This window comes from Citricoccus zhacaiensis, assembly GCF_014645315.1.
Taxonomy (GTDB): domain Bacteria; phylum Actinomycetota; class Actinomycetes; order Actinomycetales; family Micrococcaceae; genus Citricoccus; species Citricoccus zhacaiensis.
On record NZ_BMLQ01000001.1, the window covers coordinates 713,771 to 740,023 of the forward strand.

General features: G+C 69.7%; 25 protein-coding genes. 11 read left to right on the top strand and 14 right to left on the bottom strand.

Going from position 1 to position 26,253, the window contains the following annotated elements:
* Positions 1-45: 45 nt before the first annotated feature.
* Positions 46-1,446, bottom strand: a complete 1,401-nt coding sequence (locus tag IEX49_RS03085; RefSeq protein WP_229672114.1) for an MFS transporter — start codon at positions 1,444-1,446, stop codon at positions 46-48.
* 87 nt (positions 1,447-1,533) lie between these two features.
* Positions 1,534-2,127, bottom strand: a complete 594-nt coding sequence (gene purN, locus IEX49_RS03090; RefSeq protein ID WP_188803988.1) for a phosphoribosylglycinamide formyltransferase — start codon at positions 2,125-2,127, stop codon at positions 1,534-1,536.
* 53 nt (positions 2,128-2,180) lie between these two features.
* On the opposite strand from purN, the gene IEX49_RS03095 reads away from it, so the two are divergent.
* Genes IEX49_RS03095 through IEX49_RS03115 form a run of 5 tightly spaced genes read left to right on the top strand, consistent with a single transcriptional unit; the run spans position 2,181 to position 5,792 of the window.
* The gene (locus IEX49_RS03095) at positions 2,181-2,996 is read left to right on the top strand and encodes an ABC transporter ATP-binding protein (protein ID WP_188803990.1); all 816 of its coding nucleotides are present in this window, start codon (positions 2,181-2,183) and stop codon (positions 2,994-2,996) included.
* Entirely contained in the window at positions 2,993-3,691 is a 699-nt protein-coding gene (locus tag IEX49_RS03100; protein WP_188803992.1) for an ABC transporter permease, read from the top strand. The genes IEX49_RS03095 and IEX49_RS03100 overlap by 4 nt, the downstream gene beginning before the upstream one ends.
* Positions 3,688-4,371, top strand: coding sequence for an ABC transporter permease (locus tag IEX49_RS03105; protein ID WP_188803993.1), 684 nt, complete (start codon positions 3,688-3,690; stop codon positions 4,369-4,371). Before IEX49_RS03100 ends, IEX49_RS03105 begins: the two co-directional genes overlap by 4 nt.
* 4 nt (positions 4,372-4,375) lie before the next feature.
* Complete coding sequence (locus tag IEX49_RS03110; RefSeq protein WP_373286662.1) at positions 4,376-5,338, top strand: ABC transporter substrate-binding protein; 963 nt, start codon at positions 4,376-4,378, stop codon at positions 5,336-5,338.
* Between the two features lie 19 nt (positions 5,339-5,357).
* The gene (locus tag IEX49_RS03115) at positions 5,358-5,792 is read left to right on the top strand and encodes a hypothetical protein (protein WP_188803997.1); all 435 of its coding nucleotides are present in this window, start codon (positions 5,358-5,360) and stop codon (positions 5,790-5,792) included.
* Positions 5,793-5,819: 27 nt separating this feature from the next.
* Here the strand turns inward: IEX49_RS03115 and IEX49_RS03120 are convergent, their stop codons facing one another.
* A complete protein-coding gene (locus IEX49_RS03120; protein ID WP_188803999.1) occupies positions 5,820-7,208 on the bottom strand; it encodes a cell division protein PerM in 1,389 nt (462 codons plus the stop codon).
* Between the two features lie 146 nt (positions 7,209-7,354).
* Between IEX49_RS03120 and IEX49_RS03125 the strand changes: the two genes are divergently transcribed.
* The 3 genes from IEX49_RS03125 (at position 7,355) to gdhA (ending at position 11,141) form a co-directional block, all read left to right on the top strand.
* Positions 7,355-8,551, top strand: a complete 1,197-nt coding sequence (locus IEX49_RS03125) for a glycosyltransferase family 4 protein (protein ID WP_188804001.1) — start codon at positions 7,355-7,357, stop codon at positions 8,549-8,551.
* 27 nt (positions 8,552-8,578) lie between these two features.
* On the top strand, positions 8,579-9,625 hold the full coding sequence (locus IEX49_RS03130; RefSeq protein WP_188804003.1) for an aldo/keto reductase: 1,047 nt from the start codon (positions 8,579-8,581) through the stop codon (positions 9,623-9,625).
* 175 nt (positions 9,626-9,800) lie between these two features.
* The gene (gene gdhA / locus IEX49_RS03135; protein ID WP_188804005.1) at positions 9,801-11,141 is read left to right on the top strand and encodes an NADP-specific glutamate dehydrogenase; all 1,341 of its coding nucleotides are present in this window, start codon (positions 9,801-9,803) and stop codon (positions 11,139-11,141) included.
* Here gdhA and IEX49_RS03140 read toward each other — a convergent pair.
* Positions 11,134-11,625 (bottom strand): acyl-CoA thioesterase, encoded by a 492-nt coding sequence (locus IEX49_RS03140; protein ID WP_188804007.1) that lies wholly within the window; start codon positions 11,623-11,625, stop codon positions 11,134-11,136. The genes gdhA and IEX49_RS03140 overlap by 8 nt on opposite strands.
* Positions 11,615-12,799, bottom strand: coding sequence for an App1 family protein phosphatidate phosphatase (locus IEX49_RS03145; protein ID WP_188804009.1), 1,185 nt, complete (start codon positions 12,797-12,799; stop codon positions 11,615-11,617). Before IEX49_RS03145 ends, IEX49_RS03140 begins: the two co-directional genes overlap by 11 nt.
* Before the next feature lie 150 nt (positions 12,800-12,949).
* On the opposite strand from IEX49_RS03145, the gene IEX49_RS03150 reads away from it, so the two are divergent.
* Together IEX49_RS03150 and IEX49_RS03155 are read left to right on the top strand one after the other, a co-directional pair.
* Positions 12,950-13,849, top strand: a complete 900-nt coding sequence (locus IEX49_RS03150) for an inositol monophosphatase family protein (protein WP_188804011.1) — start codon at positions 12,950-12,952, stop codon at positions 13,847-13,849.
* A 184-nt stretch (positions 13,850-14,033) separates the two neighbouring features.
* Entirely contained in the window at positions 14,034-14,468 is a 435-nt protein-coding gene (locus tag IEX49_RS03155) for a pyridoxamine 5'-phosphate oxidase family protein (protein WP_188804013.1), read from the top strand.
* Positions 14,469-14,542: 74 nt separating this feature from the next.
* Here IEX49_RS03155 and IEX49_RS03160 read toward each other — a convergent pair whose 3' ends face one another.
* The 4 genes from IEX49_RS03160 to IEX49_RS03175 all read right to left on the bottom strand — a co-directional run bounded on the left by IEX49_RS03160 (position 14,543) and on the right by IEX49_RS03175 (position 18,141).
* Positions 14,543-16,255 (bottom strand): thiamine pyrophosphate-binding protein, encoded by a 1,713-nt coding sequence (locus IEX49_RS03160; protein WP_188804015.1) that lies wholly within the window; start codon positions 16,253-16,255, stop codon positions 14,543-14,545.
* Positions 16,252-17,232, bottom strand: coding sequence for an agmatinase (gene speB, locus IEX49_RS03165; RefSeq protein ID WP_188804278.1), 981 nt, complete (start codon positions 17,230-17,232; stop codon positions 16,252-16,254). Before speB ends, IEX49_RS03160 begins: the two co-directional genes overlap by 4 nt.
* A gap of 159 nt (positions 17,233-17,391) precedes the next feature.
* Positions 17,392-17,739, bottom strand: coding sequence for a DUF202 domain-containing protein (locus IEX49_RS03170; RefSeq protein WP_268237693.1), 348 nt, complete (start codon positions 17,737-17,739; stop codon positions 17,392-17,394).
* Between the two features lie 3 nt (positions 17,740-17,742).
* Positions 17,743-18,141 (bottom strand): YidH family protein, encoded by a 399-nt coding sequence (locus tag IEX49_RS03175; protein ID WP_188804017.1) that lies wholly within the window; start codon positions 18,139-18,141, stop codon positions 17,743-17,745.
* A 68-nt stretch (positions 18,142-18,209) separates the two neighbouring features.
* On the opposite strand from IEX49_RS03175, the gene IEX49_RS03180 reads away from it, so the two are divergent.
* Complete coding sequence (locus tag IEX49_RS03180; protein ID WP_188804019.1) at positions 18,210-19,358, top strand: VIT1/CCC1 transporter family protein; 1,149 nt, start codon at positions 18,210-18,212, stop codon at positions 19,356-19,358.
* Positions 19,359-19,640: 282 nt separating this feature from the next.
* On the opposite strand, the gene sucD is transcribed toward IEX49_RS03180, so the two are convergent.
* The 5 genes from sucD to IEX49_RS03205 all read right to left on the bottom strand — a co-directional run bounded on the left by sucD (position 19,641) and on the right by IEX49_RS03205 (position 26,209).
* Entirely contained in the window at positions 19,641-20,555 is a 915-nt protein-coding gene (gene sucD, locus IEX49_RS03185; RefSeq protein WP_115932999.1) for a succinate--CoA ligase subunit alpha, read from the bottom strand.
* A gap of 14 nt (positions 20,556-20,569) precedes the next feature.
* Positions 20,570-21,748 carry an ADP-forming succinate--CoA ligase subunit beta gene (gene sucC, locus IEX49_RS03190; RefSeq protein WP_188804021.1) on the bottom strand — a complete coding sequence of 393 codons (1,179 nt, stop codon included), beginning with the start codon at positions 21,746-21,748 and terminating at the stop codon, positions 20,570-20,572.
* A gap of 215 nt (positions 21,749-21,963) precedes the next feature.
* Positions 21,964-24,501: a UvrD-helicase domain-containing protein gene (locus IEX49_RS03195; RefSeq protein WP_188804023.1), complete on the bottom strand. Its 2,538-nt coding sequence runs from the start codon at positions 24,499-24,501 to the stop codon at positions 21,964-21,966.
* A gap of 99 nt (positions 24,502-24,600) precedes the next feature.
* Positions 24,601-25,326 (bottom strand): class F sortase, encoded by a 726-nt coding sequence (locus tag IEX49_RS16725; RefSeq protein ID WP_229672115.1) that lies wholly within the window; start codon positions 25,324-25,326, stop codon positions 24,601-24,603.
* A 22-nt stretch (positions 25,327-25,348) separates the two neighbouring features.
* Complete coding sequence (locus IEX49_RS03205) at positions 25,349-26,209, bottom strand: hypothetical protein (protein ID WP_308421903.1); 861 nt, start codon at positions 26,207-26,209, stop codon at positions 25,349-25,351.
* Positions 26,210-26,253: the final 44 nt, after the last annotated feature.

Below are 26,253 nucleotides of genomic sequence, written 5' to 3' on the forward strand. Positions count from 1 at the left end.
TGAGCGCTCCCGACTGTGGAGCGGATGCTGACGTCCTGACAGGCTTCAGGCGGAGCGCTGAGGAGCCCGGTTCGCCTCGATGTCGGCGGAGCGCAGGAAGCCCAGCGCCACGGTGGCGATGAGCACCACGCCCGCCACGCCGATGTAGATCGCCTGCGGCGTCCACCCGATATCGAGCAGGCCTCCGGTGGCCATCGGTGCCAGGATGGCTCCGGCGCGGCCGATGCCGATGGCCCAGCCAGCACCGGTGCTGCGGACCGAGGCCGAGTAGGACTGCGGCGTGAGCACGTACAGCCCGGCGATGCAGCCGTTGATCAGCATGCCGACCACGACCCCGAGCGCGAACACGGCCCAGACGATCGAGGCCGAGGAGATGAACAGGACGATCGCCACGGCCGAGCCGATGGTGAACCAGAACAGGGTCGCCCGGGTGGACCAGCGCGCGGTGAGCACCCCGAACAGCAGCGAGCCGATGGTCCCGCCGATGGTCAGCATGATGCCGGCGATCACGCCCTGGTTCTGCGTCAGCCCGGACTCGTTCAGCAACCGCGGGGTCCAGGAGTTCACAAAGTAGAAACCGAACATCACAGCGAAGAAGGCGACCCACACCATGATCGTGATGTTCCGGTTGCGCCGGCTGAACAGGGCACCGATGCCCGTCTCGGCCCCGGCGTCACCGTCCGTTCCCGGCGCCGGCCCGCTGGCCTGGCCTGTCACCTCCGGCAGTGCCGCAACCGGTGGCTGGCCGACCTTGCGCGCGATGGCGTTGACCTTCTCCAGGGCCCGGGCCGGGCGCCGGTTGTAGAGGTAGGCGGCCGATTCGGGCATGAGGGCCACCACCAGGATCAGGGCCACCACGGTCAGGGCACCGCCGAGCGTGAAGACCGAGCGCCACCCGTACTGGTCCATCATCCACACCGCGGTGGTCCCGCCCAGGGACGCGCCGACGCCGTAGCCGGCCGCGTAGATGCTGACGGCCAGGCCGCGCCGGGCCCGGTTGGCGTACTCCGAGGAGATGACGTTGGTCCCCACCAGGATCCCGCCGATGCCCAAGCCGGTGACCACCCGCCAGATCCCCAGTTCCCAGGCGCTGTTGGCCGTGGCCGAGAGGAACAGACCGGCCGCGTTGACCACCACGGCGAGGATCGTCATGTTGCGCCGGCCGATGCGGTCGGCCACGGGGCCCAGGGTCAGGGAGCCGACGGCCATGCCGATCAACCCGGCGCTGAGCAGGAAGCCCAGCTCGGATCCGCTCAACCCGAACTCCTCGGTCACCGGGGTGGCGGTGAAGGCCATGGCCAGCACGTCATAGCCGTCCAGGGCATTGAGGAAGGTGCAGATGCCGATGATGAGCCACTGGTAGGCCCCCATCGGCGCGTTTTCGATGCGGTCTCGCAAGTCAGTGCCGGTGCCGGGCGCCGCCGTTGGAGTCCGTTGCTGTGCCATGCCTGGTCCCATACCTATGCTCATAGTGAGTGTGTCTTGCGGCACACGCTATCCGTGATGGCGGGCACATGCCAACGGAGCCTCGCTTCAGGCGCGGGAGACGTAATCCTGCGGGGTCCGTCCGGCGGCCAGCTCGCCGAGGACTGTGAGCAGCAGTTGCCGCTCCTGGACCTTGATCCGCTCGTGCAAGGCCTCTTCGGTGTCCGTGTCGAGGACCGGCACGGCGGCCTGGGCCAGGATCGGTCCGGTGTCCACGCCGGCGTCGGCGATGTGCACGGTGCAGCCGGTGACCTTGACGCCGTAGCGCAGCGCGTCCCGCACGCCGTGGGCACCGGGGAAGGCGGGCAGCAGGGCGGGGTGGGTGTTGAGGTACCGGCCCTCGAACGCGGTGGTGAACTCCTCCCCCGCGATCCGCATGAAGCCGCTGGACAGGACGTAGTCCGGCGCATAGGACGCGGTGGTGACGGTCAACGCGTGATTCCAGTCGGCCCGGTCGCCGTACGCCGAGAAATCCACCACGAATGTCTCGAGGCCCGCCGCCGCGGCGCGGGCGAGCGCGCCGGCGCCGGGATGATCCGCGCCCACCGCGGCGATCTCGACGTCCAGGGTGCCCGCCACCACGGCGTCGATGACCGTCTGGAGGTTGGATCCGGAGCCGGAGGCAAGGGCCACAATGCGCATGGAATCCATCCTAGAGCGGCACCGAGCAGCCCCGATCCCAGTAGGGTTGGCGCATGATCTCCTACGGATCCGTCACCAAACGCTTCCGTGACGGCACAGTGGCCGTCGATGATTTCAGCCTCTCCGTCCCGCGGGGCTCCCTGACCGTCCTGGCTGGCTCCTCGGGTTGTGGCAAGACGACGCTGATGCGGATGGTCAACCGGATGGTCGATCCCAGTGAGGGACGGGTCGCCGTGGACGGGCAGGACGTGGCCGGCCAGGACCCGGTGGCCCTGCGCCGGCGGATCGGCTACGTGATGCAGAACTCCGGGCTGCTCCCCCACCGCACGGTGGGACAGAACATCGCCACCGTGCCCCGCCTGACCGGCATGGACCGCTCGGCCGCCCGGAGGAAGGCGGCCGACATGATGGACCTGGTCGGGCTGGCCCCGGAGCTCGCGAACCGCTACCCCGCCCAGCTCTCCGGTGGACAGCAACAACGCGTGGGCGTGGCCCGCGGGCTGGCCGCCGATCCGGAGATCCTACTCATGGACGAACCCTTCGGGGCGGTGGACCCGCTGGTGCGCGCCGACCTGCAGCGCCAACTGGTGGAATTGCACCACCAGCTCGGCACCACCATCCTCTTCGTCACCCATGACATGGATGAGGCCCTGACCCTCGGCGACCACATCGTGCTGTTGCAGGCCGGTGCCCGGATCGCTCAACAGGGCACCCCGAAGGACTTCGTGTCCGCCCCCGCCAGTGATTTCGTCCGGGACTTCCTGGGCCTGGACCGCGGCCAGCGCACCCTGCGCCGCGAGACCGCCGCTGACGGCTCGGTCCTGCTGGTGGACCCGCACGGCCGGCCCGCCGGGGTGCTCGCCGAGTGAGCTGGATTCTGAACAACCTGCCGCTGATCCTCGATCGGTTGTGGGCCCACGTGGCCACCTCCCTGCCGGCGATCGTGCTGGCCCTGCTCATCTCCCTGCCCTTGGGATGGCTCGCCCACCGGTACCGGCCTCTCAACGGCCCCGTGCTCACCGGCGCCGGGCTGATGTACGCACTGCCCTCCCTGCCGCTGTTCATCGTGCTGCCCGTGCTGATCGGCACGGGCGTGCGGGACGCGGTCAACGTGGTGGTGGCCCTGACGCTCTACGGGGTGGCCCTGATGGTGCGCAGTGTGTCCGACGGCCTGGACGGGATACCGCCCGAGGCCCGCAGCGCGGCCACAGCCCTGGGCTATCGGCCCCTGAGGCGGTTCCTGGCGGTGGACCTACCCCTGGCCGGGCCGGTGATCCTCTCGGGACTGCGCGTGGTGGCCGTCTCCACCGTGTCCCTGTGCACCGTGGGAGCCGTGCTCGGCATCCCCTCGCTCGGCTTGCTCTTCACGGACGGCTTCCAACGCGGCATCCTCGCCCAGATCCTCACCGGCATCGTCCTCACCGTGGCCTTGGCGCTGGCCCTGGACCGCCTCCTCGTGCTGACGGGCCGGCTGCTCATGCCGTGGGCCCGCACCCCGTCCCGCCGGACCAGCCGCCGGTCACACCGGGCCGGCGGCGTCGAGCGGGCGGTGACCCCCTCATGAACCAACTCTGGGAGGCCCTCCTCTGGTGCCTGGACCCGTCGAACTGGCAGGGCCCCGCCGGCATCGGCGCCCGCTCGCTCGAACACCTCGGCTACACGGCGTTGGCCCTCGTCATCGCCTCGGTGATCGCCGTCCCCGTCGGCTGGTGGGTGGGGCACACGGGCCGGGGCCGCGGGGTAGCCGTGGCGGTCTCAGGTGCCGCGCGCGCCCTGCCGACCCTCGGCGTCGTGACGCTGATGGGACTGATGCTGGGCATCGGGCTCGCCGCCCCCATGACCGCTTTCGTGGTGCTCGCCGTGCCCTCGATCCTGGCTGCGGCCTATGCCGGTTTCGAGGCCGTGGACCGGCAGGTCGTCGACGCGGCGCGCGCGCAGGGCCTGACCGAGGCCCAGGTGCTGTGGCGGGTCGAGGTGCCCCTGGGGCTGCCGCTGCTGATCGGCGGATTGCGCTCGGCTGCCCTGCAGGTGATCGCCACCGCCACCCTGGCCGCCTATGTGGGGGCGGGCGGGTTGGGCCGCTACCTCTTCCTCGGGCTCAAGACGCAGGACTACGCGATGATGCTCGGCGGCTCCCTCATCGTCGTGCTGCTCGCGATCGCGCTGGACCTGCTGTTCGCCGCAGCCGGCCGGGCCGCCGTCCCCCGCGGAGTCCGGGTGGCGCGGCAGGGTCAGGCCCAGTAGGTTCATGTCCATGACTCCGCAGCCCCGCCGCTTGCCCTTCGCCCACCGGTCCCTGCTCGCCCTCGCCGCCATCTCCGCTGTGGCCCTGACGGGCTGCGGCAGTTCGGACCCGCTCGGCGGGGGTGCATCCGGCTCGGCCGGCGGAGGGAACGACGGCGGCAGCGCGGGTGAGGCGATCGTCATCGGCTCCCAGCAGTACTACTCGAACGAGATCATCGCCGAGCTCTATGCCCAGGCCCTCGAGGCCGAAGGATTCACCGTGGAACGCGAGTACCAGATCGGCCAGCGCGAGGTGTACCTGCCCGAACTCGAGTCCGGGGCGATCGACGTCCTGCCCGAGTACTCCGGCAACCTGCTCCAGTACTACGATGCGGAGTCCGCGGCCAGTACGCCCGAGGAGATCCACGCCGCGCTGGCTGAGGTCCTGCCGGAGAACCTGCGCGCCCTCGAGCCGGCCGAGGCCACGGACCAGGACTCGTACAACGTCACCCGCGAGTTCGCCGAGGAGCATTCCCTCACCACCCTCGCTGACCTGCAGAACGTGGACGAGCCACTGACGGTGGCGGCGAACTCCGAATTCGAGACCCGTCCCTATGGCCCGGAGGGGCTCAAGGAGGTCTACGGGGTGGACGTCAGCCTGGTGCCGGTGGAGGACTCGGGCGGCCCCCTGACCGTCAAGGCCCTGGTGGACGGTGACGTCCAGCTGGCCGACATCTACTCGGCGGACCCGTCGATCCAGAGCCAGGACCTGGTGACCCTCAAGGACCCGGAGAACCTGATCCTGCCGCAGAACGTCACGCCGATCGTCTCGGAGGCCGTGGACGAGGACGCAGCCGCCGTGATCGAAGAGGTCAACGCCCAGCTCTCCGCCGAGGAGCTCATCGACCTCAACCGCCAGTCCGTGGAGGACCAGTCCTCGAGCGCCGATCTGGCCACCGCCTGGCTGGCGGAGCAGGGACTGGCCTGAACCCCAGTAGGGTGGGACGGTGAGCCAGACCGAACCCAGCAGCACTGACCCAGAACTGAAGAAGTACCGCTCCCTCCGCGATGCGCTGCTCTGGGTGGCCGGGATGCTGCTGCTCACCTACCTGTCCTCCGTGCTGACGTTGCCGTGGAAGGCCGTCTCCCTGGCCTTCGCCTTGGCAGGACTCGTCTGGGGTGTGGTGGCGCTCGTGCGCACCGCCCACGTGAAGTCCCCCTGGGTCCTTCGCTTTGCCACGGCGGCCGCGATGGCCGGCTGCGCCATGTTCGGATTCGTGGCCTCCGCGCAGATCGTCTTCTGGGATGCCACCGAGCAGTTCGAGGAGTGCACCTCCTCCGCGCTGACGGACCGCGCCCTGGAGAACTGCAGCACGACCTACACGGAACAGCTGGGCGGGACCGCCCTGCCGGGCGCGGGGAACTCTCTCCGTAGCCAGTAGGTAGCCAGTAGACGTGAAGCTGCCGGGCTACCGCCGCCCGGAGCCCCCGCCAGCGTCCGGCTCCTCGCCTGCCTCGCCGTCCTCGTTCTCTTCGTCGTCTTCGTCAGCCTCATCGGCCCAGCCCTCCGGCACCACGTACTGGTACTTCTCCCAGGCCGGTGAGACGAGGTATCCGAACATGGCTCCCAACCCCACGAGGCCACCGAGCATCACTGCGGCGAGCCAGGCGGTGGGGCCGAGACCGGTCAGCCGGCCCACGCCCAGCGAACCGGTGGACAGCCAGAAGGGCAGGATGGCGAGCGCCGCCGTCGCCAGTGCCACGAACACGCCGAGGGCGAGGGTGGACAGGGACAGTGATGCCCAGCGCCGGGAGATCTTCAGGGAGAGCCACTCGTCGAAGTGGTTCTCCCCCTCCCGCAGCAGCCACCAGCCGGCCAGGAAGCCGCCGGCCACGGGCAGGAGCAGGAACGGCCAGGACCACGCGGGCTCCAGCCCCACGGGCAGGGCGGTGAGCACGGGGACGGCCGGCTGCGGCCCGACCAGGGTCTGCAGGGGTGCCACCACGGAACCGGTCCCGAGGCTGAATCCGGCCCCGGTCGTCCACGCCAGGGTCCACATCGCCAGATTCGGCATGATGCCGAGCTGGGCCACGGTGACGACGGCACCGCCCCAGATCCCTGCGTTCAACTCCTGGTAGACCTGGGCGATGTCCGCCCAGTGCAGTCCGATCTGGACGGCCATCAGGGCCGCGGCGAGTCCGAAGGAGGCGACCAGGCCCACGGCCCCTGCTCGGACCACGGACCACACGTAGGAGCCTGCCCACCGCGAGTGCTGGGACAGCCGCTCGATCCGATCGGCCAGGTCCACGCCGATCAGCCGTGCCCAGGAGCCGGCTTCCCGGCGGGCGCCCGCCAGCAGGGCGAGCACCATGACCGCCGTAGGGATCAGCGTCCCCCAGGCGGGGTTGATCGCCACGGCGGCGTTGGGCACCAGCAGCGAGGTGGCCAGGCCGACGGCGGCATAGGCCACCGCGCCCCCGGCGAGCGCCTGCCAGATCTGGTCCCGGTAAGAGGCCCTGGCCAGTCGCCGCCCGGCCCGCCACCCCAGGAAGAACGGCAACAGCACCAGTCCCCACGGCAGGAACCAGAAGGTGCCGGTCAGAACGGCGTCCGAGTTTGTCCCCGATTCCAGGCTCAGGTGCAACGGCACCCCGTGGATGGCCAGCCAGGCCTGTCCGCCCAGCCGGGCGATGAACTCGATGCCGGTGGCGGCGAATCCGCCGCCGGACCAGATGACCACGAGCGGGATCAGCACGAGCATCGCGGAGATCACGGCAGCGATGAGTGCCTCGATCGCCCCCTGGATCCACAGGGGCAACGGCAGGGGTTTCAGGGCGCGGCTGGTTCGAGCGTTCATGTCATCGTCCATGGTGCCACCCGGCTGACGGCCGGTACCGGAATCACCCCCGAGTCGGCGCGGCTCACCGAGAGTTCACCGGACCGCCACCTCGGTTCCACCGCACCGCGAGCCTCCCGTCGGCGTCGGACCGTCATCATGGGACCGTGAGAGTCGCTGTGGTCGCAGAATCCTTCCTGCCGCACATGAACGGTGTCACCCAGTCCATCCTCCAAGTCCTCCGCCACCTGCGGGAGAGGGGTGACGATGTCCTGGTGATCGCCCCCTCCAGTTCATGGATGGAGGACGAGGCCCCGGCCGAGGTGGAGGGGTATCCGGTGCACCGGCTGCCCTCCATCCCGTTGCAGGGGTACACCAGCGTCCGGGTGGCCGCCGGGACGGTCAACCGGGTCCGCCGCATCCTCGCGGACTTCGCCCCCGACGTCGTCCACATCGCCTCCCCCTTCGTCCTCGGCTGGCGCGCCGTCCAGGCAGCCCACGCCCTGGGCCTGCCCAGCGTGTGCGTCTACCAGACCGAAGTGCCCAACTATGCGGCCCGGTACGGCTTCCCCTGGCTTGAGGAGGTCCTCTGGCAGCAAGTGGAGCGCATCCACGATCTCGCGACGCTCACCGTGGCCCCGTCCAATTTCTGCCTGGACCAGCTGCACGGCCGCGGCATCCAGCGGGTCCACCTGTGGCGCCGTGGCGTGGACACCAGCCGGTTCCACCCTGCCAAGCGAGACGAGGGACTGCGCGCCGAACTCGCCCCGAACGGCGAACGACTCATCGGCTTCGTCGGGCGCCTGGCCGCCGAGAAGCAGGTCGAGGACCTCGCCGTCCTCAACGACCTGCCGGGCACCCGCCTGGTGATCGTGGGCTCCGGACCGCTCAAGGACTCGCTCCGGAAGAAACTGCCCGGAGCGCACTTCGCCGGCTTCCAGAGCGGCGAGGATCTGGCCCGCCACGTGGCCAGCTTCGACCTGTTCGTGCACCCCGGGGAGTCCGAGACCTTCTGCCAGACCATCCAGGAGGCCATGGCCTCCGGCGTGCCCGTGGTCGCGGTGGGCCGCGGCGGCCCGCTCGACCTCGTGGACGCCTCCCGCACCGGTTGGCTGTACCGGCCCGGGAACCTGGGCGACCTCCGCGAGCGGGTCCGGGACCTGGCCCACGACGACGTCAAGCGAGGCGCCTTCGCCGAGGCCGCCTTCCGGTCGGTACAGGGACGGACCTGGCCGGTGCTCTGCGAACAACTCGTCGGGTACTACGAGCGCGCCATCCGCGTCCGGCGCCGTCAGAACGACGTCTACGTCCGCACCTACCTGGAGCAGAGCTCCGGGTGGGACCGGTGGTTGCTGCCGCGCTGAGCCGGCCGGACACTTTAGGGTGGCCTCATGAGCCCTGCCCCCACCCTCACCACCGACCTGTCCTCCCCGCGCGCCCTGGCCGGGCGCACCGTCCGGCCCGTCGGCCTGGGCTGTATGAACCTCAACCACGGGTACTCATGCTTCCTCTCGGACGAGGACGCCGTCACGATGGTCCGCACCGCCCTGGACGCCGGGGTGGACCACTTCGACACCGCCACCCTCTACGGCGCGGGGCGCAATGAGGAGCTCGTGGGCCGCGCCCTCGGCGCCCGCCGGAAGGACGTCTTCCTGGCCTCCAAGGGCGGACTGACCGGCGCGTCCAAGGACTCGGCCGGCGGCATCGACGGCCGCCCGGAGACCCTTCGCCACCAGGTCGAGGACTCCCTGCGCCGCCTGAGCACCGATTTCATCGACCTCTACTACCTGCACCGGCTCGATTCAGACGTGCCGGTGGAGGAGAGCGCCGGCGCCCTGGCCGAGCTGGTCCGGGCCGGGAAGATCGGCGCCTACGGCCTCTCCGAGGTCTCCGCCGCCACGCTGGAACGCGCCCACGCCGTGCACCCCGTGGCCGCCGTGCAGAACGAGTACTCCCTGTGGACCCGCAACCCGGAATGGGGGTTGCTGAACGCCTGCCGCCGCACCGGTGCCGCCCTCGTGGCCTTCTCCCCCGTGGGACGCGGGTTCCTCACCGGCACGGTGCAGGATCCTGCGGCCCTTCCCCAGGGGGACATGCGGCACCGGATGCCACGCTTCTCGGCGGAGCACTACCCGGCCAACCTCTCCCTGCTGGAGCCCTTCCGCGCCGAGGCCGAACGCCTGGGCACCACCATCGCGGCCCTGTCCATCGCCTGGGTGCTGGCCCAGGGACCGGACGTCCTGGCCATCCCGGGCACGACGTCGGCGGCGCACCTGGCGGAGGACCGCTCCGCCGAGCAGGTCATCCTGACGGCCGAGGACGTGGCCCGGATCGACGCGATCATCAACCATGGCACCGTGCACGGACACCGCTATGCCGTGCAGCAGCGGGCCAGCATCGACACGGAGGACGAACCCGCCACCCCGCCGGAGGCCTGAGCGGACCCCGGCCCGGCGGAAACCGCCGGGTTCCCTCCGGAGCCGGCCGGCCGGCGTCGGACCCTCGTCACGCTTTCCGCAGGCCGCGTACCTGCCGGTACAGTGGTCCCGGCCGCTCCCTGCCAGGGGATGCCCTCCCATCACAGGGACGCCACCGAGGAAAGCGAGGACGGACATGGAACAGGGTCTGGAAAACCTGCGGAACGAAGTGTTCCGCCGCAACCCCGGCGAAAGCGAATTCCACCAAGCCGTGACCGAGGTGTTCGAAGCCCTCGGTCCCGTGGTCAACCGCCATCCCGAGTACGTCGAATCAGGCATCCTGCGCCGCATGTGCGAGCCCGAGCGCCAGATCATCTTCCGCGTCCCCTGGGTGGATGACAACGGTTCCGTGCAGATCAACCGCGGTTTCCGCGTGGAGTTCAACTCCGCCCTCGGCCCCTACAAGGGCGGACTGCGGTTCCACCCCTCCGTGTACCTGGGCATCATCAAGTTCCTGGGCTTCGAGCAGATCTTCAAGAACGCCCTGACCGGCATGCCGATCGGCGGTGGCAAGGGCGGCTCGGACTTCAGCCCGGCCGGCCGCTCCGATGCCGAGATCATGCGCTTCTGCCAGTCCTTCATGACCGAGCTCTACCGCCACATCGGCGAGTACACCGATGTGCCCGCCGGGGACATCGGCGTGGGCTCCCGGGAGATCGGCTACCTGTTCGGCCAGTACAAGCGCATCACCAACCGCTTCGAGTCCGGTGTGCTCACCGGCAAGGGGATGTCCTGGGGCGGTTCGCTCGTCCGCCCGGAGGCCACCGGCTACGGCGCCGTGATGTTCGCGGACCAGATGCTGCGCACGAAGGGCCAGTCGATGGACGGCCAGACCGTGATCGTCTCCGGTTCCGGCAACGTGGCCCTCAACGCCATCGCCAAGTCCCAGCAGCTCGGGGCCACGGCCATCACCGCCTCGGATTCCTCCGGCTACGTGGTGGACGAGGCCGGCATCGATCTGGACCTGCTCCGCGAGATCAAGGAGGTCCAGCGCGGCCGGATCGCCGAGTACGCCGAGCAGCGCGGCGGCAACACCCGCTTCGTCGCCGACGGCAGCGTGTGGGACGTCCCGGGCACCGTGGCCCTGCCCTCGGCCACCCAGAACGAGCTGGATGACAAGGCGGCGCAGATCCTCATCAAGAACGGCCTGGTCGCCGTGGCGGAGGGCGCCAACATGCCCTCCACCCAGAAGGCCACCGAGCGGTTCATCGAGGCCGGCGTGCTGTTCGGCCCAGGCAAGGCCGCCAACGCCGGCGGCGTGGCCACCTCCGCCCTGGAGATGCAGCAGAACGCCAGCCGGGACACCTGGAGCTTCGAGTACACGCATGACAAGCTCGAGCAGATCATGACCGACCTGCACGACCGCTGCCTCGAGACCGCCGACCGCTACGGCGCCCCCGGCAACTACGTGGTGGGGGCCAACATCGCCGGCTTCGTCAAGGTCGCCGACGCCATGCTGGCCCAGGGCGTCATCTGAGGCCGGTCAGCGCCTCCCGCTGCTCCTGGGTCAGCCGCACAGGACGTCCCGCGGCAGAATCCACGAACACCATGGTGGTCACCGCGGTGACGCACTCGGTGCCGTCCACGCCGTCCCGGATGGAGTAGGCCACCTCGATCGAGGCACCCTTCGCGGCCGCCACCCACACCCACACTTGCGCTGGCACAGTGCGGTACTCGAGGGGCCGCCGGTAGCGGATCCGGTGCTCGGAGATCAGCGTCTGCACGGTGTCCGGCACCCCGTCCAGCAGGGACACCGGCGCCCCTCGTCCGGTGGCGCCCGTGCCCGCCGGAACACCAAAGGCGTGGATGCGGGCCTCCTCGAGGATGGAGGCGATCCGCACATTGTTCACGTGGCCGTAGGCGTCCATGTCCCCCCAGCGCAGGGCGATGTCCACCCGGACGCCGGGGCCGGCGCCGTCGGGCCGTGGTCCGACCGTGCCGGTCAGAGGCTCAACGTCCATGGCCGGCCTCCGGGGCCACCACGGACAGCTGGGCGGTCATCGGCCAGGTCTGCGGCTGGGCCTCGGGCCGGGCTGCGTCCAGGATGCCGAGGGCCTCGAGCTGGCGGGACAGGGTGGCGCCGTCCGGCCCGTAGCACCAGGGCACACCCGGCGTGGTGTCACGGGGGTCGTTGGCACGGCCGCCGGCCAGGACGGCCTGCGAAGGCGTGAGCTGCCGTATCACGATCGCGCGCACCTTGTCCGGGTGCCGGCGGGCGAAGTCGGCATAGATCTCCGGGTCATGCTGGCCGTCGTCGCCGATCAACAGCCACCGCACGCCGGGGTAGTCCCGCGCCAACCGATCCAGCTGGGAGACCTTGTGCTCCATCCCGGAGCGGAACCAGCGGTCCTCCGTGGGCCCCCAGCTGGTGAGCAACAGCGGCCCGAAGGGGTAGAGGTTGCGGGAGAGGAACCGGGACAGGGTCTGGGCCACGTTCCACGCGCCGGTGGACAGGTAGATCACCGGGGACGCGGGCTGCGCCTCCAGCAGCCGGTGCAGCATCACGGCCATCCCCGGCGTGGGCGTACGGGCGTGCTCATCCAGGACGAAGGAGTTCCAGGCGGCCAGGAAGGGCCGCGGCAGATAGGTGACCACCACGGTGTCGTCCACGTCCGAGACCACGCCGGTGACCACGTGGTCGTCCACGATGTACACGTCGCTCGTGGCGGGCTCACTGCCGTTGGACTGCAGGGTGACGGTCTGCCAGCCCGGTTCGAGCTGGATCTCGACGACGGCGTCCACCAGGCCGCCGCGGTCCGCGCGGACGGTGAAGCTCTGGCCGCCGGCGGTGATCTGCACGAGGGCATAGGGCACGGGAGGTGAGGTGAAGTTGTGCCAGCCGCGCATGCCGTCCTCGACCATCTTGGCCAGGCGGCGCCCGTTCTCGAACGCCTCGTCCGGGGCCATCACCACGCGGGAGAGGACCCGGATCCAGCCAGTGGTCCCGTAGCCGGTGAAGGACATGACGGTGGGCATCAGTCCTCGCCGCACGGCGGACTTGCGACGGAAGGCGTGCCACCGGTCCTGGAGCATGGTGGCCACGTGCTCGGTGATGAGCGGTTCCCGTTCTTCCACCAGGGGGGACGGCGGAGCGTCCTCGGCAGCAGCGTGCGGTGCGGGAATCCGGTCAGCCATGCTCCCAGTATTCACCACGTCACGGGCGGAGTTCACACCGGGTCCCGCAGTGTCCGCTCCCGGCGCAGGTCCCTGGACCCGATGGCGGGGCCTGGCGGAGAGACCCGGTGGCCAGACCCGGTGGCCAGACCCGGCGGATAGGCTGGTCTCATGTCGAGCGCCCTTCCAGCACCCTGCGAACTGCGCCGCATCGCCATCACCGCAGCGGCCGCCTGCGCCCCCCGCCTGGTCCGCGCCTTCCGCTCCACCCCTGCCGACCTCAACCTGGCCACCAAGCGCTCCTCGCATGACCTGGTCACGGTGCATGACCGGGCCACCGAGGACGAACTGGTCCGGCTGCTCGGCGAGGCCGTGCCGGGCAGCCGCTTCATCGGCGAGGAGGGTGGCATCCGAGGCCTCGATCCCGCGCCCGACGCCGACGCGCACCGCCTCGAATGGATCATCGACCCGATCGACGGCACCGCCAACTTCGCCCACGGATTCGCCATGTTCTCCGTCTCCATCGCCGCGGCCGTGGACGGCGAGGTCGTGGCCGGCGTGGTGCTGGACCCGGTGAACGGGCTCGAGTTCTCCGCCGACGATGCCGGGGCATACCTCAACGGCGTGCGCTTCGGGGCCGAGGCCGTGGACGCTGTCGAGGCTCCCGCCGAGGCTGCCATGAACCTCGTGACCTCCTATCCCTCCGCCGAGGCCCTGGAATTGGACGGTTCCGTGGCGCTCGAACGCTTCGGCCGCCTGGTCGATTCCTATGCCACCGTCCGCCGGACCGTCTCCGGCGCCCTGGAACTGGCCTTCACGGCGATCGGCTGGGCGGACGTGACGCTCGGGGTGGACACCAACCCCTGGGACGTCGGCGTCGGCCAGTTGCTGGTGCGCCGGGCCGGCGGCCACTACCTTGCCCTGTTCTATGACACGGGCGGCCCCGAACGCCGGCCCGCCCACCTGGCCCCCTGCTACGTGGCCGTGGCCCCGGGGCGGGCTGCGCCGACGGCGGTCCGCGTGCTGGAGGAGACCGTGACCGCCCGCCGGGCCGCCGGCTACCGGCGATGATGCCCCTCCTGCCCGCTCTCCGGCCACGTCGATGATGCTCATGGTGAGGTTCACCGGAGCCATCCCTGGCAGGAACCCTCTCGGCACGGGACAATGAAAGTGCCCGCTGACCGGGATCTCCCCGTTCCGACCCACGGTCCCGGCCCGGGCACGGCACCCCGCAGGGGATGAAGGAGGACGGGCCATGATGTTCGAACACCCGGATGACGAGGCGATCCTCGTCCTGGACGAGGACCAGTGCTGGCAGTTGCTGGAGAACACGCGCCACGGGCGGCTGGGCTTGCGGGTGAACGACGAGCTGGACCTGGTGCCGGTGAACTTCAAGACCGCGGACCGTAAGGTCTACTTCCGCACGGCACCCGGCAACAAGCTGGCCGAGCTGACCATCAACCCCAAGGTCATCTTCGAGGCGGACGGCATCCTCTCGGACCAGGCATGGTCGGTTCTGGCCCGCGGCACCGCCCGCGTGCTGGAACTGGAGGAAGAGATCGAGTTCGCCGAGTCACTGGCTATTGACCCCTGGGTCCCCACGTATAAGGATTTCTTCGTAGAGGTCACGGTCAACCGGGTCACCGGTCGGCACTTCATCTTCGGTGAGCATCCCGAGCGCTTCGACTAGCAGCAGGACGCACACCGCAACAACTGATCCCCGGCAGCTGACGCATCGCCGGGGATCAGTTGCGTGGTGGGCGGCTACCCCAGGTGGCTGGGCGCCCACATCCTCAACAGGGTCCTGACCACGACGACGGCCGGTCCCGGCCGCTCGAACGCCCGGGTGAGTGCCGGGCCGACCTCCTCCACGGGCACCTCCTCGGCCGGGACCCCGAAGGACCGGGCCAGGGCCACGAAGTCCGGCCGGTACAGCTCCGTGGCCGTGGCCTGGCCGAAGGCTCCCTTCATGTAGTCGCGCAGGATCCCGTAGCCGCCGTCGTCCACGATCAGCCAGGTCACGTTCGCTCCGTGTTGTTGCGCCGATGCCAGTTCGGCGATCGAGTACATGGCCGAGCCGTCCCCGGCGACCGCCAGCACCCGGGGCGCGACCTCCTCCGCGCCGGCCTCCGGCGCGTCGGCCAGGTCGGCCAGTCCAACTGCTCCGCCGATCGCGGCCGGAAAGGCGTAGCCCAGACCGCCGGCACCCTGGGCGGAGTGGAATTCGCCCGACTGCGCGTCCCAGCAGTTCCATCCCCAGTACGCGGCGATCGTCATGTCCCAGTACGTCTGCATCTCCGCGGGGACGGCGGCTCTGATGTCCGCCAGGAACCTCCGCTCGCGGCACAGGTCCTGCCCGTCCAGCCGGGACTCGACCCTGCGGTTGGTCTCGGCCACCACCTCGGCGGCGCTGCGGCCGTGCCAGTCGGCGTGCGCCGAGTCCTCGGCCCCGGCGAGCACGGCCGAGATGTTGGCAGAGATGCTGGCCAGAGCCTGGCCGGCGTCGGCCCTGACGCCGAGCGTGGGGAAGTTGGACTCGAGGACCCGGGGTTCGGCGTCGACCTGGATGAGCCGGCCGCGAGGTTCGAGGGTGAAGTAGTTGGAGGTGACCTCCCCCAGCGAGGAGCCGACGACGAGCAGCACCTCGGCGTCCTCGAGCAGGTCGGTGACGTGACGGTCCTCCACCCAGGAGCCGAGGGACAACGGGTGATCGTGGGGAAAGACCGAATTGCCGCCGGGGGTGCAGACCACGGGGGCGTCCAGCAACTCGGCGACGCGCAGCAGGTGGCGGCACGCGTCCGCGGTGGAGCGGCGCACCCCTCCCCCGGCGACGATCGCGGTCCGGCGGGAGGTGGCCAGCCACCGCACGGCCTCCTCGATCAGCTCCTGCCGGGGCGGGTGGTCGTAGGGCACGGCCAGCGCGTCCTTCACGGGCGGGACCATGACCTCGCGGAGCAGTACGTCCTGCGGTACCTCCACCCACACGGGACCCTGCGGCACCGTGATGGCCGCGGCCCAGGCGTCCTGGATGGCCGACGGGATCCCGGAGGGGTGGTGCACGCTGAACTGCGTCTTGGTCACGTTCTGCGCCGAGGCCTTCTGGTCATCGAGCTGGTGCAGCATGCCCTTGCGGCGGGCTCCCAGTCCGGACAGCGGGATCTGGGAGGCGACGACGACCATCGGGACCGCGGTCGCGTACGCCTCCTGCAGCCCTGACAGGGAGGTCAGGGCCCCGGGCCCGGTGGAGAGGAACAGCACCCCGACCTCGCCGGTGGCCCGGGCATACCCGTCCGCGGCGAAGGCGGCGTTGTTCTCCACCCGGGAGGAGACGTAGCGCAGCTCCGAGCGGGAGAGGGCGTCGAAGAGTCCGAGCGCGTGCTGGCCGGGGATCCCGAAGACGGTGCGGGCGCCGAGGGCCCGCAAGGTCTCGATCACGAGGTCGCCGCCGTTGCGACGAGAGCGGTTCCGGTCGGTCACGCCCGTTCCCCCAGCAGGCCGATCAGGTCATAGGCCACGTGGGCGGCGGCGATCCCGGTCAGCTCAGCGTGGTCGTAGGCCGGGGACACCTCCACGACGTCGGCTCCCACCACCTCGAGGCCGCGCAGGCCGCGCAGGATCTCCAGCAGCTCCCGGCTGGTCATGCCCCCGGCCTCCGGGGTGCCGGTGCCCGGCGCGTGAGCCGGGTCCAGGACGTCGATGTCCACGGAGATGTACAGGGGCCGGCCCGCCACACGGGCACGCAGCCGGGCGACGATCTCGTCCACGCCGAGGCGGTACACATCCGAACTGGTCATGATCCCGAAGCCGAAGCGCCGGTCCTCCTCCAGGTCCTTCCTCCCGTACAGGGGGCCGCGGGTGCCCACGTGGCTGATGGCGTCGGTGTCCAGGATCCCCTCCTCCACAGCACGCCGGAAGGGTGTGCCGTGCGTGTACTCGGCCCCGAAGTACGTGTCCCAGGTGTCCAGATGGGCGTCGAAGTGCAACAGGGCCACCGGGGATCCCGCGCGTTCGGCGGCAGCCCGCAGCAACGGCAGGGCGATCGTGTGGTCCCCGCCGAGCGTCATCAGCAACGCCCCGTCCTCGGTCAGCTCCAGCGCGTCGGCCTGGATGGCCTTGATCGCCTCCTGGATATCGAAGGGGTTGACCGCCAGATCCCCCGCGTCGGCCACCTGAACTTGTGCGAAGGGCGAGGTGTCGGTGGCGGGGTTGTACGGGCGGAGCAGGCGGGAGGACTGCCGAACGTGTCCCGGCCCGAACCGGGCGCCGGGACGGTAGGAGACGCCGGAGTCGAAAGGCACCCCGACGACCTTGACGTCGGCCTGCCGGCCGGCCCCCTCGACCTCATCGAGTCGCGGCAGCAGGGCGAAGGTCGGGGCGCCACTGTAGCGGGGCACCACGGCTGAATTCACCGGTCCGAGACGGCCGTTCTCCGTCACTCGGGGGATGTTGAGCATGTCAGGCTCTTTCGGATCGATGGCCATGCTCCATGGCATGGAGAAGGGTCCCATTCCACTGGCGCAGTCCAACGACACCGAGATTGCCTGACGGTAACCATGGGCTCACCGTAAACCGCGACGATGGTGACCAACAACACTCCGGCCACCGCTGAGGGGTCAGATCACCCAGATCGCGAGGACCCCGAGCACGGCGAGGGCCACCACGAGGACCACCATCCACAGCACGGAGAAGACATCGGCCTCGACCCGTTCCCGGGCCACGCCGCGGGACTGCTGCCCGTACCGCCGACGCTGGGTGAGATGGATGGCCATCGCAGCCAGCCCACACAGCCCGGCGGGTGCCAGTGCCGCGAGGCCGACCGTGGCGTACCAGCGCAGGAACATCGCCGCCGCCACGAACAGTGCGAGCAGGGTCCGGTCCCAACTCATCACGGTCCGCTCGGGCTGCAGCCCGGGATCCTGGTGCAGGGCCGCGGCAGGCGGCCGGGCGGGAGGCCGGCGCACGGCTCAGGCCGGCCGGATGAGCAGGAACACCAGCAGCACGACGGCGGCCGCCGCACCCCCGGTGGCCAGCACCGGCACGATGAGCGGCAGAGGCAGCGGCCGGCTGTGCCTCATGGCGCGCTCCACGCGGACCCAGCGGAATCCGGCGGTCAGGGCCAAGAGGGCGGCCAGTCCCAGCAGCACCGTCCCGAGCACCGTGCGCGTCAGCGGGTCGAAGACGGAACCGGTGAACGCCTCCACCGCGATGCCGCCCGCCAGCAGCGCCAGGGAGGTACGGATCCAGGCCAGGAAGGTGCGCTCATTCGCGAGCGTGAATCGAGGGTCGGGTTCCCGGCCGCCGCTGAGGATCTTCTGTGCCACCGCACCGCGCGCGGGCTGGTCTGGACGCTCTGGTGTTGCCATGCCCCCAGAGTAGACTGGACGGGCCGGCAATCCGGCACCCACCTGCGCTGACTGGAGCCTCGTTTCCCATGCCCGAAGCATCGTCCTCCCCCCGCCCCGGCTCCCGGCCCGGCACGGTAGAGGCCGAGCCCACCCGGGATCAGATCCGGCGGTGGCGCCGTTACCTGGCGGACGAGATCGCCGAGGCGGAGATCTACCGGGTCATCGCCCGGCGCAAGGAGAGCCCGGAGCGGGAGATCCTCCTCGGGCTGGCCACGGCGGAGAAACGCCACGAGGACCACTGGCGGCTGCTGCTCGGTGAGTACGCCCAGAATCCGCCGCGACCGTCCCCGCACCGGATCCTGCTGCGGTGGCTGGCCAAGGTCTTCGGCTCGGTGTTCATCCTCGCCCTGGCCCAGCGCGCCGAATCCGATTCGCCCTATGCCAAGGACCAGCACGCCACGCCGGCCATGGTCGCGGACGAGGCCATCCACGAGGAGGTCGTCCGCGGGCTGGCGTCCCGGGGACGCGAGCAGCTCGCCGGGAACTTCCGGGCTGCTGTCTTCGGCGCCAATGACGGCCTGGTGTCCAACCTCGCCCTCGTGATGGGCATCGGGGCCACCGGGGTGGCGAACTCGGTGGTGCTGTTCACCGGCATCGCCGGCTTGTTGGCCGGGGCCCTGTCCATGGCCGCCGGCGAGTTCGTGTCCGTGCGGTCGCAGCGTGAACTGCTGGAGGCGTCCTCCCCCACCCAGGTGACGCTCGAGGCCGCCGAGCACCTCGACCTGGACCAGAACGAACTGGTCCTCGTCTACCGGGCCCGCGGCATGGACGAGGAGGACGCCGTCCACCGCGCCCAGGAACGGCTCGGCTACTTCAGCTGTGACTGCAATCCGTCCTTCTCCGCCCACCCGGACGGATCCCAGGGTCCGGTGGACTACTCTGACGACCATGAGGCCATCGGCAGCCCGTGGAGTGCCGCCTTCTCCAGCTTCTGCTTCTTCGCCTCCGGCGCCATCATCCCGGTCATCCCCTATCTGTTCGGGATGGGCGGGCTCCCCGCCGTGGCACTGTCCGCGGTGCTCGTGGGTCTGGCCCTGCTGTGCACCGGCGGCGTGGTCGGACTGCTCTCCGGGGCCTCGCCCTTCAAGCGGGGCCTGCGCCAACTGCTCATCGGTTTCGGCGCCGCCGCCGTCACCTACCTGCTGGGCCTGCTGTTCGGCGCCAACCTCGCGTAGCCCCGCAGTCTGCCGCATTCGCCGCCGCACTGGACCCACTGAAGCTCCGCTGTTTGACGTGGGCGCTTCCCGTGCAAGGATGAACGAGAAGGATCTACAAGAACGGAGGTAGCAACATGCGTGGAAGCAACCTTGTCTGGACCATCGTGGGCATCCTGGTCGCGATCGCCCTGATCATCTGGATCGTCTCGGCTCTCTGAGAGTCGGGCCCTTCAGTAGACCAACACCGGCCCCCTCCTTCCAGCGGAAGGAGGGGGCCGGCGTCGTTGATGAGGTGTCGGTTCAGCCGTTCAGGAGCTGCCGCATCAGGTCGGCGGTCTCGGAGGGAGTCTTGCCCACCTTGACGCCGGCGGCCTCGAGGGCCTCCTTCTTGGCCTGTGCGGTGCCGGAGGAGCCGGAGACGATGGCGCCGGCGTGGCCCATGGTCTTGCCCTCTGGGGCGGTGAAGCCCGCCACGTAGCCGACGACGGGCTTGGTGACGTTGGCCTTGATGAAGTCGGCCGCACGCTCCTCGGCGTCGCCGCCGATCTCGCCGATCATCACGATGGCCTTGGTCTCCGGGTCCGCCTCGAACGCCGCGAGGGCATCGATGTGGGTGGTACCGATGACCGGGTCGCCGCCGATGCCGATGGCGGTGGAGAAGCCGAGGTCACGCAGTTCGTACATCATCTGGTAGGTCAGGGTGCCGGACTTGGAGACCAGCCCGATCGGACCCTTGGAGGTGATGTTGGCCGGGGTGATGCCGGCCAGCGCCTCGCCGGGGGTGATGACGCCGGGGCAGTTCGGGCCGATGATCGTGGTGGTCGGCTTGCCGTCGGCGTCGGTGCGGGACTCGGCCAGCGCGTAGAACTCGGCGGTGTCCTGCACCGGGATGCCCTCGGTGATGACCACGAGCAGCGGCATCTTGGCCTCGACGGCCTCGATGGCGGCGTCCTTGGCGAACTTCGGCGGCACGAAGGCCACGGAGACATCGGCGCCGGTCTTCTCCATGGCCTCGGCCACGGAACCGAAGACGGGCAGTTCGACCTCGGAGCCATCCGCACGGCTGTGCGTCACGGTAGTGCCGGCCTTGCGGGCATTCACGCCGCCCACGATGTTGGTGCCGGCCTTGAGCATCAGGGCGGTGTGCTTGGTGCCTTCGCCGCCGGTGATGCCCTGGACGATGACCTTGGAATCCTTGTTCAGGTAGATCGACATGAGTTGAGGGGTCCTTACTTGTCAGCCAGCGCGGTGTTGGCGAGTTCAGCGGCCTTGTCGGCGCCTTCGTCCATGGTGGTGGCGAGGGTCACCAGCGGGTGGTTGGCGTCGGAGAGGATCCGGCGGCCCTCCTCGACGTTGTTGCCGTCCAGGCGCACCACGAGCGGCTTGGTGGCGGCCTCGCCCAGGATCTCGAGGGCCTTGACGATGCCGTGGGCCACCGCGTCACAGGAGGTGATGCCACCGAAGACGTTCACGAACACGGACTTGACCTGCTCATCGTTCAGGATGACGTCCAGGCCGTTGGCCATGACCTCGGCCGAGGCGCCACCGCCGATGTCCAGGAAGTTGGCGGGCTTGACGTTGCCGTGGTTCTCACCGGCGTAGGCCACCACGTCCAGCGTGGACATCACGAGGCCGGCGCCGTTGCCGATGATGCCGACCTGGCCGTCCAGCTTGACGTAGTTGAGGTCGTTGGCCTTGGCCTTGGCCTCCAGCGGGTCCTCGGTGCGCTTGTCCACCAGTGCTGCATGACCCTCCTGGCGGAACTCGGCGTTCTCGTCCAGGGTGACCTTGCCGTCGAGGGCGACGATGTCACCGGCACCGGTCTTGACCAGCGGGTTGACCTCCACGAGGGTGGCGTCTTCCTTCTCGAAGACGTCCCACAGCTTCACCAGGACGTCCGCGACCTTGCCGCGCAGCTCCTCGGGGAAGTTGGCCTCCGCCACGATGGTGGCGGCAGTCTCGGCATCGATGCCGGTCAGCGCGGAGACGGGAACCTTGGCCAGGGCCTCGGGACGCTCGACGGCGAGCTGCTCGATCTCCATGCCACCCTCGACCGAGCACATGGCCAGGTAGGTGCGGTTGGAGCGGTCCAGCAACACGGAGAAGTAGTACTCCTCGGCGATGTCGGCGCCCTGGGCGATCATGACCTGGTGGACCGTGTGGCCCTTGATGTCCATGCCCAGGATGTCCTTGGCGTACTGGAAGGCCTCATCGGCGGTCTTGGCGACCTTCACGCCGCCGGCCTTGCCGCGGCCACCGACCTTCACCTGGGCCTTGACGACGGTCACGCCGCCAATCTTCTCAGCGGCCGCCTTGGCCTCTTCCGGGGTCTGCGCCACGATGCCAGCCAGCACGGGAACGCCGTGTGCCTCGAACAGATCGCGCGCCTGGTATTCATACAGGTCCACGGGTTGCAGTCCTTCTACGTCGAAAACGGGGACGGTCGGATTCCGCGAGCGGCATCAGGCACACCACAGTGCAGTGACGAAGGGCGTTTCCACCCCTGACATCGACCGAAGCATGTCCGGCACGGCGGAAGCCGGCCGGAAGCCCAGGGATTCCCCGGGCGTTCCATCCCATACCTTAGTCCACGGCAGGCCCGGTCGGTTATTCCGCCGGGCGGTCACTCGACCTTGCTCAACGGGGCGTACCTCAGCAGTAGCCGTTTCTCCGTGCCGCTGAAGCTCACCTTGGCCACGATCTTGTCCCCCTGACCCTCGAGGCTCAGGACGGTGCCGCGGCCGAAGGTCCCGTGTTCCACATGGTCGCCGGGACTCAGCGAGATCATCTCCTTCTGCGGCTGCACCCGGGTGCGGGCGGCCCCACGCTGGGGGACCTTCAGCTCCGCGTCCTCCGCATAGCTGCCCGACGCGCGGGCGGGCCGGTTGGAGGTCGGTCCGCCGGCTCCCCAGTGGGAGCCGGAGAACCGCTGAGGATAGCGAGACTGAGAGCCGGACTGGCCGTACTGCCCGCCGTGGCCGCCGATGGAACCGCCACCCCATCCACCTGACACCCCTCCGGCGAAACCTGCGGGGCGCGCGGAGCCCTCACGTTCCCAGTCCAGCAGGGTCTCCGGGATCTCTCCCAGGAACTGGCTGGGCGGATTGAACTGATGCTGCCCCCACAGGGACCGGGCCTCCGCACGGGAGACGAACAGGCGTTTCCGTGCCCGGGTCAGCCCCACGTAGGCCAGCCGGCGCTCCTCGGCCAGCTCCTTCTCGTCCGTCATGGACCGCGAGTGCGGGAACACGCCGTGCTCCATGCCGGTCAGGAACACCACCGGGAACTCGAGGCCCTTGGCTGTGTGCAGGGTCATGAGCGTGACCTGGCCGAGCTGTTCGGCCAGTTCCGCCCCCTCCTCGTCCGAGGCGTCCGGCAGCTGGTCGGCATCGGCCACCAGCGCCACCTGTTCGAGGAAGTCCCCCAGCGTCCCGCCGGGGTTGTTCTTCTCGAACTCCCGGACCACGGCCACCAATTCGCCGAGGTTGTCCGCCCGGGACTCGTCCTGCAGGTCCTCGGAGGAGCGCAGGGCCGTGAGCATGCCGGTCTGCTCCAGCACCGCTTCCAGTACGGTGGCGGCACTCGAGGTGGCGGCCACCTGGGACAGGTCGTCCATCATCTGGACGAATCCATTGACCGCCTTCACCGATCGGCTGGCCATCGCGGGCGCCTGGTCCGCCTGCCGGAGGGCCTCGAAGAAGGTCGACCGGTGGCGCGCCTGCAGGGCCGCCACCGCGCCCTCGGCGCGATCCCCGATCCCGCGCTTGGGTTCGTTGAGGATGCGGCGCAGGTTCACGTCGTCGTCGGGATTCTCCAGCACGCGCAGGTAGGCGAGCGCGTCCTTGATCTCCTTGCGGTCGTAGAACCGCGTGCCTCCGATGACCCGGTACGGGATGCCCTTGGTGACAAGGCGCTCCTCCAGCGAACGGGACTGCGCGTTGGTCCGGTAGAACACGGCGACGTCGGCAGGCCGAATCCCGTCCTCGTCCTGCAGGCGGTCGATGGTGGTGGCGATCCACTCCGCCTCGGCGGACTCGTTCTCGGCCGCGTAGCCGATGATCTTCTCCCCCGCCCCCTCCGCGGTCCACAGGTTCTTGGGCCGGCGCTTCGGGTTCTTGGAGATCACCGCGTTGGCCGCGTCCAGGATGGTCTGCGAGGAACGGTAGTTCTGCTCGAGCTTGATGGTGGTGGCCTGGGTGTAGTCCTGCTCGAACTCCACGATGTTGCGGATGTCCGCGCCGCGGAACGCGTAGATGGACTGGTCCGAGTCGCCCACCACGGTCAGCTCACCGCCGGCTGTCTCGACTCCTTCCGGCTCGTGGGCCGGACCCGTCAGGAGGCGGACGAGGCGGTACTGGGCGTGGTTGGTGTCCTGGTACTCGTCCACCAGCACGTGCCGGAAACGGCGGCGGTAGTTGTCCAGCACGGCGGGGAACGCCTCGAAGATGTTGACCGTCATGCCGATGAGGTCGTCGAAGTCCATGGCGTTGGCCTGGCGCAGCCGCTGGGTGTACTCGAGGTACACGGTGGAGACCGCCTGGGCGAACGGGTCCGACTCCGAGACGGTCGAGGAGTGCTCCTCGGCATCCACGAGCTCGTTCTTCAGCGCACTGATCTTGTTGAGCAGCGACTTGGGCGTGAACTTCTTGGGTTCCAGGTCATGTGCCTTGACGATCGAGGTGACCAGGCGCAGGGAATCCGCGGAATCGTAGATCGAGAAGTTGGACTTCAGGCCCACCGTGGCGGCCTCTCGGCGCAGGATGCGCACGCTCGAGGAGTGGAAGGTGGAGATCCACATCTTCTGGGCCGCCGGACCGATCAGGGCGGAGATGCGTTCGCGCATCTCCGCGGCGGCCTTGTTGGTGAAGGTGATCGCCAGGATCTCGTGCGGCCGGGCCCGTCCGGTGGCCAGGGCGTAGGCGATGCGGTGCGTCAGTACGCGCGTCTTGCCCGAACCGGCGCCCGCGACGATCAGCAGCGGGCCGCCGGTATGGACCACGGCCTGCTTCTGCTGTTCGTTCAGCCCCTCCAGCAACTCGTCGGCCGTGGGGGCGCGGTGCACCGGGGCAGCAGAGGTGAAGGCCTCCGGATCCGCGCCGACTGGCTCGGTGGTGCGGGAGGTGAACAGGCCGGGCAGGGAGGTCTGGAAATTCTGGGGCATGGTGGCGTCCAGTCTACCGAGCGGGCCGGACGCCCGAGGGGTCCGTCCACAGCGGCCGGCTGCCGCCGATGCTCCTTCCCTGGCGTCGCAGGTGGGACCTCAGGTGTCCAGGGTCGCATAGACGATGAAGTTGTCCTCCAGCATCCCCGTCTCCTGATTCAGCCCGTCGCAGGTGATCAGCCGGATCTCCGGTCCCTCGGTGTTGCCGTAGACCTCCAGGGTGGGGAAACCCTCGTCCTTGCGGAACAATTCAGTGCGGTAGACGGTGAAGGTGGCGACCGAGCCGTCCTGCCGGGTGACCTCGACGGAGTCCCCCACCTCGGTCTGCGGGAGGTCGGCGAAGATCCCCGGACCGCCCTCGATGCCGTTGCGGTGACCCAGGATGACGGAGGGCCCGACCTCCCCGGGGGTCGGCGAGTGGATGAACCACCCGGCCGGGGAGCCCAGGTTGTAGGGCGGGACCTCGATCACCCCGTTGTCCTGCAGGCCGAGTTGCATCACCTCGGACTCGACGTCGATCCCCGGCACGGAGATCGTGACCGGCTTCGAGGCGGGCAGGGCCTCCGGCTCGGGCTCCGGCGGGTCAGTCGTGGCCGCGGGCCCACCGGCGGTGGCCGAGGGCGACGTCGTCGGCGCCGGCGTTTGCGTCTGCGTCGGAGACGCCGTCGCGGAAGGTCCGGCCACAGCGCTCGTTGAGGATTCTCCCGGCCCGGCAGATTCCGCACCGGACGGGCCCTGCGGTGCCGAGCAGGAGGCAATGAGCAGAAGGATGGTCGCCGCGCAGCCCGCCAGGACTGCGCGGCGACCGGTAGTAGGGAACTTCATGGTGTGGACTGCCTCCGGTCGCTCAGGCCCGGCTCGACCGGCGGCTGACCGCCCACGCGCCGCCACCCAGGGCTGCCACGGCGAGGGCACCGACGCCCAGGAAGATCCCCGAGGTGTCAGACTGCTGGACCGGCGATCCGGTATCAGCACCACCCTCCGGCATCTGGCCCATCTGCGAGACGTTCACCGTGCCGCAGGCAGCCGGCAGAGTGGCCGCCAGGGGCAGGGACGGGTCGAGTTCACTCGGCTTCTCCTGCGCCTCCGCGCTCAGCTCGGCCGGGTCCACGCCGTGCACCACCACCACGGCGGTGCCGTCCGCCAGGGAGGCGGCGGTGGCGTCATTGAGCTCGAAGGTGCGCTCGTAGTTGTAGGCAGATCCGCCCGGGAACCGCTCGACCGCGAGCGCCGAGTCGGCACTCGTGTCACCCTCGGTGGTCAGGGAGGTGCCGATGTCCCCGTAAAAGGGATGGCCCTCCGGGACGCTGATGGCACCGTCACCGTCGGTGTCCGCCTCCGGAGTGGGGCAGACGCCCTGGCCGTCGATGTGGATGTGCTGGGCGTGCGGGAACGGGCCGTCCATGAAGGTCTCCGCGGCCCCGGAGACATTGACCGTGACCGTGGCCTCGTTGCCGTCCAGCTCGATCATGGCCTGCCCGGTGGTGCCGCTGCCGTTCAAGGGGTCGAGGGTGGCCTGGCCCGACCACGAGCCCTCATGGGTACTCGTGGTGGCGGCGGCGCCGCCCTCACCACCATGGCCACTGTGGGCCAGGGCGGGGGACGCGGTCAGGGTCAGGGCACCCAGCGCGATCACCGGGGCCAAGAGCATTTTCTTACGCATGACGTTCTCCTCGTTGTTGTTCCGATACAGGGTGTTCGGAGTCACACCCGGTGCGGATGGGTGCGCGGAGAAGTTTTTTCCGGGCCGCC